The organism is Butyrivibrio sp. XB500-5 (genome assembly GCF_003625505.1).
GTDB lineage: Bacteria > Bacillota > Clostridia > Lachnospirales > Lachnospiraceae > Butyrivibrio.
This window is the reverse complement of the sequence record NZ_RAIS01000001.1, coordinates 275826-288252: the sequence shown is the minus strand read 5'-3', so window position 1 is coordinate 288252 and position 12427 is coordinate 275826. Positions and strand designations below refer to the sequence as shown.

At 39.7% G+C, this 12427-nt stretch carries 13 protein-coding genes; 11 read left to right on the top strand and 2 right to left on the bottom strand.

Annotated features, from left to right (window positions below; all coding sequences use genetic code 11):
• Nucleotide 1 precedes the first annotated feature (1 nt).
• The 5 genes from D6856_RS01310 to D6856_RS01290 all read left to right on the top strand — a co-directional run bounded on the left by D6856_RS01310 (nt 2) and on the right by D6856_RS01290 (nt 4872).
• Nucleotides 2–472 (top strand): YcxB family protein, encoded by a 471-nt coding sequence (locus tag D6856_RS01310; protein ID WP_092243683.1) that lies wholly within the window; start codon nt 2–4, stop codon nt 470–472.
• Nucleotides 473–659: 187 nt separating this feature from the next.
• Nucleotides 660–2039 carry a sensor histidine kinase gene (locus D6856_RS01305; RefSeq protein WP_243113986.1) on the top strand — a complete coding sequence of 460 codons (1380 nt, stop codon included), beginning with the start codon at nt 660–662 and terminating at the stop codon, nt 2037–2039.
• Between the two features lie 17 nt (nt 2040–2056).
• Complete coding sequence (locus D6856_RS01300; protein WP_243113985.1) at nt 2057–2848, top strand: response regulator transcription factor; 792 nt, start codon at nt 2057–2059, stop codon at nt 2846–2848.
• Complete coding sequence (locus D6856_RS01295; RefSeq protein WP_120685408.1) at nt 2845–3855, top strand: TRAP transporter substrate-binding protein; 1011 nt, start codon at nt 2845–2847, stop codon at nt 3853–3855. Before D6856_RS01300 ends, D6856_RS01295 begins: the two co-directional genes overlap by 4 nt.
• Nucleotides 3856–3876: 21 nt before the next feature.
• The gene (locus D6856_RS01290; RefSeq protein WP_120685407.1) at nt 3877–4872 is read left to right on the top strand and encodes a helix-turn-helix transcriptional regulator; all 996 of its coding nucleotides are present in this window, start codon (nt 3877–3879) and stop codon (nt 4870–4872) included.
• Here the strand turns inward: D6856_RS01290 and D6856_RS01285 are convergent.
• Together D6856_RS01285 and D6856_RS01280 are read right to left on the bottom strand one after the other, a co-directional pair.
• Entirely contained in the window at nt 4850–5425 is a 576-nt protein-coding gene (locus D6856_RS01285; RefSeq protein WP_120685406.1) for an accessory gene regulator B family protein, read from the bottom strand. The two genes, D6856_RS01290 and D6856_RS01285, sit on opposite strands and share 23 nt — an antisense overlap.
• 4 nt (nt 5426–5429) lie before the next feature.
• Nucleotides 5430–6200, bottom strand: coding sequence for a LytR/AlgR family response regulator transcription factor (locus D6856_RS01280; protein WP_092243662.1), 771 nt, complete (start codon nt 6198–6200; stop codon nt 5430–5432).
• 213 nt (nt 6201–6413) lie between these two features.
• Here D6856_RS01280 and D6856_RS01275 point away from each other — a divergent pair, with 213 nt between their 5' ends.
• From D6856_RS01275 to D6856_RS01250, 6 genes are all read left to right on the top strand, one after another.
• Nucleotides 6414–7715 (top strand): sensor histidine kinase, encoded by a 1302-nt coding sequence (locus D6856_RS01275; RefSeq protein ID WP_120685405.1) that lies wholly within the window; start codon nt 6414–6416, stop codon nt 7713–7715.
• Nucleotides 7716–7807: 92 nt separating this feature from the next.
• Complete coding sequence (locus D6856_RS01270; RefSeq protein WP_120685404.1) at nt 7808–8539, top strand: polyphosphate polymerase domain-containing protein; 732 nt, start codon at nt 7808–7810, stop codon at nt 8537–8539.
• A gap of 46 nt (nt 8540–8585) precedes the next feature.
• A complete protein-coding gene (locus tag D6856_RS01265; protein WP_092243653.1) occupies nt 8586–9263 on the top strand; it encodes a DUF4956 domain-containing protein in 678 nt (225 codons plus the stop codon).
• A gap of 20 nt (nt 9264–9283) precedes the next feature.
• Nucleotides 9284–9427 carry a cyclic lactone autoinducer peptide gene (locus D6856_RS01260; protein WP_120685403.1) on the top strand — a complete coding sequence of 48 codons (144 nt, stop codon included), beginning with the start codon at nt 9284–9286 and terminating at the stop codon, nt 9425–9427.
• A 410-nt stretch (nt 9428–9837) separates the two neighbouring features.
• Nucleotides 9838–11337 carry a tagaturonate reductase gene (locus D6856_RS01255; RefSeq protein ID WP_120685402.1) on the top strand — a complete coding sequence of 500 codons (1500 nt, stop codon included), beginning with the start codon at nt 9838–9840 and terminating at the stop codon, nt 11335–11337.
• A gap of 112 nt (nt 11338–11449) precedes the next feature.
• Nucleotides 11450–12370 (top strand): transporter substrate-binding domain-containing protein, encoded by a 921-nt coding sequence (locus tag D6856_RS01250; RefSeq protein ID WP_243113984.1) that lies wholly within the window; start codon nt 11450–11452, stop codon nt 12368–12370.
• Nucleotides 12371–12427: the final 57 nt, after the last annotated feature.

Here is a 12427-nt window from a genome sequence, read left to right as displayed (position 1 = left end):
TATGGAATACAGATATATTTCAGATGTAAAGCCAAAGGATCTTATGTTCATAGCAATGCTCAGAACCTATCGTTCATTCATCGGAGTTATCAATGTTGTGTTTACGGTGGCTATGATAATGCTGACTGTTCACTTTTGGAGTCAGACCGGAGGCTTTATAAGAACCCTCATGCTCATCGGTTGTTTTCTTTTTCCTGTTATTCAACCTCTCGCTATTTACGGAAGAAGTGTAAAGCAGCTCGAGAATCTGCCCGGAAGAGTAGAGCTTATGTTTGATGATAACGGTGTTCATGTTGACAGTGAAGGCAAACACGAGGATATCAAATGGAACAAGATATCCAATGCCATCAAGCAGACCAATATGATCGTTGTTATGTCTGATGCGACCCACGGATATATGCTCACCAACAGGATTCTCGGTGATGAGAAAGAAGAGTTCTACGAATTCTTGTGCAAAAAGATTCGCAAATAAAAAGAAAAATAGAAATTTATCGAAGGCAGCGATATAATACTTTAATAGTAACTATACGCTGTCTTCTTTTAAAAATATGAAAAAATTAAAAGCCTTTTGGAAAAAGATTACCATAAAAAACAAAATAACTCTCTTTACGGGAACTGTTTTTCTTACCATATTGGTCGCCATTGTTTTTGATGCCATATTGATAAGACTTTTTGTTATAGACGTCAATGATATCATGGAAGACAATTCAAAAGGCGGAGAGATAGTTGCGGTTCTTGATAAGGAGAAAGATTGTTTCAATGCATATATAGACAACAATTCTTTGGAGAACAGAGAAGCTCTTTTGAATTCTTTCAGTGAGACGGATAAGGCAATAAACGAGATCCCGCTTGATTACGACAGACTCGGAGAGAATAGGTATGCTCAGCTCTTTTCTCTAAGAACTTGTTATGATGTGTATTGTTCATCCAGAGATGAGTTAGTTAATGAGGAACTTCAAAGTCATGACTACGTAAGCAGACTGTATTCCGTTTACACAATGCAGGACTACCTTCTTGGCTATGCCCAAAAGTTTGTCGATCTTACTCTAAAAGACGGAAACGCCAAGTACAGAGAACTTATCCCGACCGTTTTTGCCGTTCCTCTTATCGCGGTCACTCTAAGTATCTTGCTTTTCTCGATTGTCCTTGAGATATCCAGGATGATGAACAAAGCGATCACTGAGCCTGTACTTAAGCTTGCGAATGCTTCAAGAAGGATCGCGGCAAACGACTTTTTTATCGATGATGTCCAAGCCGATAACGAGGATGAACTTGGGGAACTCGTGGTTGCTTTTAACAAGATGAAATATGCGACGGGAGAGTATATCGAGGCGCTTGAGCAAAGAAGGGAAGCACTTGATAAACTTCATGCGCAGGAAGTTGAAACTCTTGAAGCCGAGAAGCAGCTTGATGCAATGAATCTCGAGCTTTTAAAGAATCAGATCAATCCACATTTTCTTTTTAATACATTGAACGTTATCGGCGGAATGGCCAATCTAGAGGGTGCATCAACATCCGAGCAGATGATAAAGGCTCTTTCGTCGCTGTTTAGATATAACCTCAAGAACCAGGCTAAGGAGGTTCTTTTGTCACAGGAACTTAAGGTTTCGGAAGACTATATGTATCTTCAGAAGATGAGATTCGGTGACAGAGTTAAGTACGTTGTTAATTGTGAAGTCGATGCGGACAATGTTATGGTTCCGACTTTTACATTACAACCGATAATTGAAAACAGTATCATTCACGGAATATCTCCTAAGGTTGAGGGTGGATGTGTATCTGTAGATGTTTCCAAGGTCGATGATAATCTTGTTATCGTGATCAAGGATACCGGAAAAGGTATGGACAGCGAAACTCTTAAAAAGCTTCATGAATCACTTGAAGGAAAAGAGAATGGCGGTGTCGGAATCGGAATCGGAAATATCTACAGAAGAATTAAGGGCATGTACGCGGAAGGCGACATGAAGATTGACAGCACAGAAGGTGAGGGAACGACTATAACAATTACACTTCCTTATCTTGCGGGCGATACTGACTAAATCAAGGAGAGTAGCTGATGTACAGAGTACTTATTGCAGATGATGAGCCTATCGAAAGACAGGTTATTTCAAAAAAAATAAAAGGTTTTTTTCCGGATCAGGTAGAGATTTTTTTGGCGGAAAACGGTGTTGAGGCTGTTGAGGAGTTTAAGAAAAATAAGTGCCGGATAGCACTTCTTGATATTGCGATGCCCGGAAAGAGCGGACTTGAAGCAGCAGAAGAGATAAGAGAGTTTGATCGTGATTGCAGTATCATTTTTCTTACGGCATTTGATGAATTCAGTTATGCGAAAAAAGCTATTGAAGTAAAGGCACTTGATTATCTTCTTAAGCCGGGATCCGATGAGGATCTTATCAGTGCTTTTGAGGAGGCATTCAGCGTTGCCGATAAGAACAGCGAAAAAGATACAATTTGCGATAATGATAATGATATGGCATCAACACTTTTTGATTTTGATGAGGGTGATGTTGACAGTAAAAAATCAGGCATAATCGTCAGAAAGGCTAAGAATTATATCGACGAGCATTACAAGGAGGATATCTCACTTCAGGATGTGGCCGGAGTTTTGGGATATTCCGATGTGTATTTTTGCAAGCTCTTTAAGCAGAATTTCGGAAAGAGCTTTATCGTATATCTCAATGAATTTAGGATAAGCAAGGCAAAAGAGTTTCTTGCCAATCCCGCGATCAACATTAAAGATATCAGCTCAGAAGCGGGATATCGCGATGCCAATTATTTTACCAGGGTCTTTAAGAGGATGACGGGAAAGACTCCCAGCGAGTATAGAAACGGAGTATTGGGCTCATGAAAAAGAGATGGATAATCGCATCGACCATATTGTTTGCGGCAGCTGTTGCCGTCGTGGGCATTTGGTTTTTCAATAACAGAAAAAAGACTGAGAAAGCTCCCGAGTATGTTTTAATGTATGCCGAAAACCAGTCCGCGAACTATCCAACTACGCTTGGCGGAGAAAAGTTCGCAGATCTTGTTTATGAGCGCACGAACGGAAGGATCAAGATTCAGATAAAATACGGAGCGGAGCTTGGAAGTGAGGCAGAGGCCATCAATCAGATGAAGTACGGCGGAATAGCTTTTGCCAGAGTTTCTGTATCACAGCTTGCCGAGAAAATCCCGGAGATGAATGTACTTCTTTTACCGTATCTTTATGATGATTCGGCGCATATGTGGAGAGTTCTTGAAGGTGAGATCGGTGATGAGTTCCTTAAGAAAACAGAGAACTATAACCTGGTAGGTCTTTCCTGGTATGATGCGGGTGCAAGAAATTTCTACAGTGCAGACAAGCCGATCACTTCGGTTGAAGACTGCGCCGGAATGAATATAAGAGTTCAGGAATCTGCGATAATGGCGGACATGATCTCTGCGCTCGGAGCAAATCCGATCGAGGTTGTATATTCTGATGTTTATTCCGCGCTTGAGCAGGGGATAGTTGACGCCGCTGAGAATAACTGGCCTTCATATGAATCGATGAATCATTATAAAGTCGCGAAGTACTATACTATCGATGAGCACGTGAGAGTTCCCGAGATGCAGATCTGTTCGGAGTATGTCTGGAACATGTTTTCTGATTCCGATAAAGAGATAATAACGGAGTGTGCCAAAGAGTCTGCTCAATATGAGAGAAAGCTCTGGATTCAAAGAGAAGAACGCTCCAAGAAAAAAGCTATCGACAGCGGAACACAGGTAACGACGCTGTCGCCTGAAGAAAAGAAAAAATTCAGAGACGCAATGAGCGATGTGTATGTAAAGTATTGCGGTGATGATATGGATCTTATCAATAAGATAATTGATTATTGATAGGAGTTTTGGGAGGATGCTATGCCTAAGGGGGCCAATCAAAAGCTTAAGTTATATTATTTAGCCAAGATCATGGTAGAAAAGACGGATGATGAACATTTTCTTACCATGCCTGAGATCAGGGAACAGCTTGAAGTCTACGGTGTGACTGCGGACAGAAAGAGTTTGTACGATGATATGGAAGCACTCAGAGTTCTTGGTATTGATGTTATAGGAGAGCAGGAGGGAAGACATTTTTATTATCATGTCGGCTCCAAGCACTTTGAGCTTGCCGAGCTTAAGCTTTTAGTTGATTCTATACAGTCATCCAAATTTATTACAGAAAAGAAATCTTCCGAGCTGATAAAAAAGGTTACGGCTCTTGGCAGTGAGTTTGAGGCTATGCAGCTTAGAAGGCAGGTTGTGGTGCAGGGCAGGATCAAGACCATGAACGAGAGTATCTACTACGTGGTCGATGAGATTCACAATGCTATCGCTCACAACAAGAAGATCAGATTCGAATATCTTCAGTGGAATCTTGAAAAGAAGATGGTTCCAAGGAAAGACGGTATGTATGAGATAAGTCCCTGGGCTCTAACTTTTGACGATGAGAATTATTATCTTATAGGTTATGATTCCGCTGCATCCAAGATAAAGCATTACAGAGTCGATAAGATGAGAAATATAGTTCATCTTGAAGAAAAAAGAGAAGGCAAGGAAGCCTTTAACGCCCTTAATATGGCGGCTTATTCACGCATGAACTTCGGCATGTTCGGAGGCGAAGAGACAGCTGTAAAGCTTATGTTTAAAAATGAGATGGTCGGAATTCTTCTTGATAGATTCGGGAAAGATATAACGATAAGAAAGAGTAAAGAAGAAGGTTACAGCGAGACAATCGTTAACGTCGCTTTGAGCGATCAGTTTTTTGGATGGATATTTGCACTTGGAAACGGCGTAAAAATAACTGCGCCAAAAGAAGTGGCGCAGAGATTTGCCGATGAACTTAAAGACAGGCTCAAGAACCTGTATATCGATTAAAGTTTTTTCCCAGGATTCCCGTTATTGCCGTAAAAGCAAAGGTTACGGCTTCAAGGAAAAGATATGATTTGTTTCCTGAAAAATATAATGCAAGAGCTGTAATTATACTGATACCGATTATTATATAAGATTTAAGCATGAATTTTTTGCTATCCGATTCTTCAACCGGTTTGTTTGGGTGATCCACAGGGCCGGTGGTCAGGATAACAAGAACCGATATAGCGTATATTATCAGAGAAACCGGTGGCTGTGAGGTGATTTTTTTTACCAAAAAAAGACATGCTACAAGCAATAAACACGAGAATATATAACACGCTTTAAAGGTTTTAAGATGAAGACCTCCCGTGTATGAGCGCATCATAAGAAAAAAGAAAGAGAAGAAGAGCGCCTGCGGGATTGCATGCATAAAGGCTGCAATAACAAGAACGGATGCAAAGCAAAAAGCTGTTTCGAGTAAAGATTCGAAACCATATTTGTATATCTCGTAGTTTTCTTTTTCTATCACGTTCTTTTTAAGTATATAGTCAGTTAGTTTCTTGGACAGATATTCCATTTTTCTATTGATCCTTGTGATTCGGACAACCCGTACTTTCGAATTTGCTCTGTGCTACCGCGATGTTACACACTTTATCGCGGATTTCTTTTTGCTTTTTCTCACTTATCTTTAATTCGACTTCTTCATTTCCAACGTGCATTATTACATACGAATAGCTGATTCTTTTAACGTACTTATAATTTACGAGGAAAGACTGATGTATTCTGAGGAAAAAGAAGCGATTGCTCTCGATGCTTTTTTCTATGTCATTTATTTTGCCGTAAAATTGCCTAACAGAACCGTCGCTTAAATGGATATGTACGAGTCTGCTTGAGCTTTCAAAATAAACGATGTTTTTGAACGGAACTTTAATAAGCTCTCTTTTATAGATATATTGGAAGAAGCCTTCGTTTTCTTCGAGCTTTCCGAGAGCTTGATTAAAATACAATTTGAATTTTTCCAGATTGACGGGTTTGGACAGAAACCGGAATGGTTCAACTTCAAAGAGTTCTTTTAGGTAATTTTCATAACCCGATATGTAGATAAGGATCACATCCTTACTGAACTTACGTATGTTGCGGGCGGTTGAAATACCATCCATATTTTCCATCTCGATATCAAGGAAGATGATATCGTAGCCTTTTCCTTCTTCAAAACTTTTTACCAGTGGAAGACCATCATAGAAAATATCGATATCGGCGCGTATGCCGCTGTTTAGGCATTCATTGTTAACATGAGATTCCAGCCATCCGGCCAGTTTAACGTCGTCGTCGCATATGGCTATTTTTAACATATCCTATCTCCTTCAAGCTGTTATCATTATGTAATGGTTAATTTTGTAGGATGGGTATGTGTTTACAAAAGGCACTTAAACGTTTTCTGTGCCTTCCTACGTAGTATATCATATTTTGGCAAGCTTTTGAAAACACGTGTTGCATAATGGGGTGAGAAAATGTTTTAATGGAGGTTAGATGGGCTGTATAGAAAATATATAGGTGGTGGGGATATGACAGATCAAATAATGCTAATACCGGAATTTTTTGTTCCATTTCTTTATGCTTATGTCTTTAGTAAGCTGATGACACTGTTTCTTGGAAAAAAGAATAACAGAATCATTGCCGGAAGGATTGGCTGGGGCTGTTTCATCGTATATCAGATATTAACCAATCATTTTATTAATTTTATAAATCCCTGGATAATGATCAGTATCAATATTTTTATTCTTTTCCTGATCGGAATAATTGAAAGGGGCGCTTCCCTTATGCGGAGTGCATTCTTTGCAATTATTGTCTGCGTTATAAATATGCTTATGGAAGTTGCAGGCATATTAATTATGACTTTTATCGGCGTTGATAGTAGTATTACCAATATAACGGGCGGTTATATGGCTTCGGTATTATTGCTTATTATGGATATTATTTTGAGCAGGACCAAGAGAGAAAAGAGACATAATGACATTCCGTTAAAAATCTATTCTATAATCCTAATTATTCCGATTGTAACCATTATTCTAATGAACTGGCTGTTTATGATCGCATCAATTCAGACAGCTTATGCCAATATAGCTATCATTTCGGGATGTTTTTTTCTGCTTATGAATTACATTATATTTGAGGTTTATGACAGGATCAGCCTTGATGCAGAGCTTAAATCGGAGAACAGGCTATACTGCAAGCAGCTTGAGCTTTGCTCTGCCCAAGCAAGCGATCAGGAAAATTTCTATGCAGAGATCAGAAGAACCAGGCATGATATGAAAAACCATCTTACGGGACTATTTGAGATGATCAAGCAAGGACATAACAAAGAGGCTTGCGAATACATAGAAAGGCTCCTTAAAGACGGTATAAATGTCAATGCGGAGGAGATATCACGAAGCGGAAATATTATCATAGATTCTCTTATCAATCATAAATATAAAATAGCAAAGGAAAACGGGATTAAATTTGATGCTACCGTTTTTGTCCCTTCAAAGCTTGAATTTAGAAGCGATCATCTTGTCATCATACTTGGAAATCTTTTGGAAAATGCGTTGGAAGCATGCTATAAGGTGGCTAAGGGGTTAAGATATATCAACGTTGAAGTGTCGTATGAAAAGGGTATTCTTCATATTTGCATAAAAAACAGCTGCATAAGTGAGAAAAGAAGAGGAAGTGACGGGGCTTATTTTACGACCAAAGAAGATAAGGAAAACCACGGAATAGGCTTATCCTCAGTAAGGAAGGCAGTTAAGTATTACGACGGTGAAGTGAAGATAAAAGACAATATTGAAGATTTCACTGTAGTCGCAATTCTATATGGAATTCATTAAAAATTACATAAAAATCCGTATTTTTTACAACATGAAAATATGGCCTCCGAAAACGTTTATAATGGGTTTTAGCTCGAGCGAAGGAGGTACATATGGCGGGTTACAAAGATGTCTTCGAGAGGATCGAGGTCAAATACCTTTTGGATGACATGCAATATGTAGCGCTGAGAAAACGACTTGAAGGTATGGCGAGGGTAGATAGTTATGGGAAGACTTCAATTCTGAATATCTATTTTGATACTCCGGATTTTGCTCTTATCGAGAATTCTCTTGATAAGCCTATCTACAAGGAAAAGCTCAGATTGCGTTCATATGGCGTGGCCGCAGACGACACCAATGCTTTTATTGAGATCAAGAAAAAGTATAAGGGCGTTGTCTACAAAAGAAGAATCTCAATGCCTTATTCGGAAGCAATTGATTATCTTGTGAAAGGTAAAGAGCTTGAAAATCAATCGCAGATATCTACTGAGATTGATTATATGAAGAAGCACTATGGGGAATTAGTGCCTGCGATGGCGATTTCTTATGACAGGATCGCAATGGAGGGGATTCATGATCCGGATCTTCGGATCACATTTGATACTAACATCAGATGGAGAACGGACAAATTATCGTTAAAAGAGGGGAATGTGGGCAAGGATATTCTTGAGCCCGGGCAGCATCTTATGGAGCTTAAGATTGCTGGAGCGATGTCCGTAGAACTTGCAAGGATTTTGGATGAGCTAAATATTCGAAAGACTTCATTTTCTAAGTATGGAAGAGGTTATATCGATTACATGAGCGGCAACGAGCCCAGATTTGTGGCAATGAGCGCCGCCGTATAAAAACTGAATATCGGCAATACTATAAAAAAGACAGAAGGAAAAAACAATGACAGCAGACTATATATTTGGGTCCATTATGACAAATGGGATGGTTACGGGGGTCACCTTCCTGGTTTCAACTTTTGCATCACTTGCTATCGGTATTTTTATAGCATTTATGTATACACTAAGAAACAGCTATTCAAAGAGCTTTTTTGTTACGTTATCGCTGATACCTGCAATCGTGCAGATCATTATCATGCTTGTTAACGGTAACCTTGGAGTCGGAGTGGCTGTGGCCGGAGCTTTCTCTCTGGTTAAGTTTAGATCGGCACCGGGAGCCGGCAAAGAGATAACAAGTATTTTCCTTGCTATGGCATCGGGCCTTGCGACAGGTATGGGATACATTGGTATTGCCGTTATCTTTGTTGTGATACTTTCACTTGTGAGTGTGATTCTCAACAGTCTCCATATCGGAGAGAACGAGAAGCTGCTTAAAATCACAATTCCGGAAGGATTGGATTTTGAAGGTATTTTTGATGATATACTTGCAAAGTACACAACCAAGTCTGAATTACAGGAGGTTCGTACCTACGGAATGGGAAGTTTATATAGACTGAGCTACAAGATCATCATGCAGTCAGGTGCATCAACCAAGAGCATGATAGATGAGATGCGTGTAAGAAACGGCAATCTCGAGATCAGCTGTTCCCGTACCGTGGCTATTAAAACCGAGGAACTGTAATAGTAGGAGGTGATCTTGCAATGAGGAAAAAGAAAGTATTGGCTAAGGGGCTGGAGAGACTATCCAGGCTGGCAGTAAGAAATACTGTGGAAACTCGGTGCATGATGTATGGCCATCAGCCACTTGTACCTAAAGGAATGAAAAGTTTCCTATCATCAAAATAATAACAATGAACAATAAACATATACGCTTCGGCGCCTTGCCATATGCAGGGCGCCGAAGTGTTTCTTTAACAAAAAAAGAATGTCGTAAGACATTCTTTTTTTAGATTGCTTTTTCTTTTTTCTTTTCTTTTTTTTCTTCGTTAATCTTTTCTATAAGTCTATCAATTTCAGCCTGTGAAAGCCTAACGTAGTCATTATTAACTTCTGACATTAGAATACCTCCTATTACAAGACACCCCTATAAAAACATTTATACCATATTTCGGTTCAAATTTATATAAATTTTATAAAATCCATAAAAAGTTCATAATTAATTATTGTAAACGCTTACATTACTTGATATAACTATTAATGAGCTAAATATCCATGGTATCTGAATGTAAATATTTACATTTTTGGAGGTTCGATATATGAAACAATTAAATTACGATATTTTGGAAAAGTCTGGTTATAAAGGATATGCTTTAAAAGATGCGCCGATCAAGGTGCTTCAGTTTGGCGAAGGCAATTTTTTAAGGGCTTTTGTGGACTTCTTTTTTGACATGAGTAATGAAAAAGCGGGTTTTGACGGAAAAGTTATGCTTGTTCAGCCTATAGCACAGGGGCTTACAGATATAATAAATAAGCAGGAAGGGCTCTATACCTTATATCTCAGAGGAAGTGAGAATGGCAAGAAGATAGACAATAAGCGCGTTATTTCCGCTGTGAAATCCTGCGTCAATCCGTATGATTCCAAGGATTATCAGAAGATGCTTGATGTTGCGACCGGCGATGACCTTGATATTATCGTTTCAAATACCACCGAAGCCGGTATTTCTTTTGACCCTTCATGTAAAATGAATGACATTCCCGCAAACAGCTTTCCGGGAAAGCTCACTCAGGTTCTTTATGCTCGTTTTAAGGCCGGTAAGAAAGGCGTTGTCGTTCTTTCCTGCGAGCTAATAGACAATAACGGAAAAGAGCTTTTGAAGTGTGTCAACGAATATATTGATCTTTGGGGACTTAGCGATGATTTCAAGATATGGGTGAATGAGAGCAATATCTTTTGCTCAACTCTTGTCGACAGGATTGTTCCCGGCAGAATCAGGGATGAAGCGGAGATTGCAAGGCTTGAAGATGAAAACGGATATCACGATGAGCTTATCGATGTCGGAGAGATATTCGGTGTTTGGATAATTGAGGGGCCCAAAGAGCTTGAGGACAGGCTTCCGTTTAAGAGAGCGGGGGTTAATGTACATGTTGTTCCCGATGTTATGCCATATAAGCATCGCAAGGTAAGGATACTTAACGGGGCACATACAGGCTTTGTTCTTGGTGCTTATCTTGCCGGAGAAGACATTGTCAGAGATTGCATGAACAACAAGATAATCGCAGGGTTTATGAACAAGATGCTTGAAGAAGAGGTAATACCGACGATGACGGATCATCTTGATGAGAAGGATCTTAATGAATTTGCGGCAGCGGTAAAAGATAGGTTTAACAATCCTTTTGTTAACCATGAGCTTATGTCCATTTCACTTAATTCGACAAGTAAGTGGAAGGCAAGAAATATGCCGTCGTTTCTCGGCTTTATAGAAAAGAACGGTAAGCTTCCTGTTTGTCTTACTATGTCGCTTGCTGCTTACATTGCTTTTTATTCAAGTAATATCAAGGGGCTTAATGACAAGGGACTTGTCTGCGAAAGACCATCCGGAAATGAGTATGTTGTAAGCGATGACAGGTGGGTTCTTGAGTTTTATAATGACAAAAAAGATGCATCGGAAGAGGAACTTGTAAGAGCTGTCCTTGGGAATACAAGGATGTGGGACATGGATTTAAATGAGATAGACGGACTTACGGATTTAGTTGTTGATAATCTCAAAACCATAAAAAGAGAAGGCGCTTTAAAAGCTTATGAATCCTGCCTTTGAGCAAGTTGTGAAATATTATTGAACAATGCGCACCTTTTGTTGCAAAACGAAATAAAAGATATTATCATTCGTCTTAGACATATATGTTATTGCATATTAGGGAGGGAATATTATGAAAAAAAAGATCATGGCAGCTATTATGATAGCTACAATGACATTAGGACTTGCGGCATGCGGTTCATCCAAAGAGAACGCGCAGAGCACATCAAATAATGCTGATCAGACGGGGGCTGAGACAGCCGATGCCGGAGCTTCTGCCGGCGATAATGCTTCAGAAGAGAAGGCACAGATTTCAACAGTAACACCGGGTAAGCTTACAGTAGCTACATCACCCGATTTTGCACCTTATGAATTTTATGCGATCAACGAAGATGGCACACCCGAGCTTGCCGGATTCGATATTGCACTTGCAGGTTATATCGCAGATTATCTCGGACTTGAGCTTGAGATTGTTCCCGTTGAGTTTGACGGAGTTCTTATGGAGGTTCAGACCAAGTCGGTTGATATCGGAATCTCAGGGCTTTCACCCGATCCCAAGCGTGAAGCCATCATGGACTTCTCAGAGCTTTATTATATGGGAGGTCAGTCTTTTGTAACGACAAAGGCCAATAAAGATAAATTTAAGAAGCTTGACGATACCAATAAATCCAATCTTGAGATCGGAGCACAGACAGGTTCCATTCAGGTTGATCTTGCCAATATTTACAGCTCATCTGCTGACATTGTTCAGCTTTCAAAGGTGACGGATATAATTGCGGAGCTTATAGCAGGTAAGCTTGACGGAGCATATATAGAGACTCCCGTTGCAGAGAGCTATGCCAAGAACTATCCCGATCTTTGCATCGCACTTGAGGTTCCTTATGAAGGAGCGGAGGGCGCAGCTGTAGGAGTTGTCAAAGGTAATGAAGAACTCCTTAAGGGTGTCAACGAAGCTATTGCAAAAGCACTTAAAGACGGTACAATGGATGAGTTTGTCGCAACAGCAAACGAGAAGGCTTCAGGCGAGATTCATGAAGGACTTCTTGATAACTGATCTTTCTTAAAACAATAAGAAGCTTACATGTAAATAAGTGTTTTTAATTCATAAAGT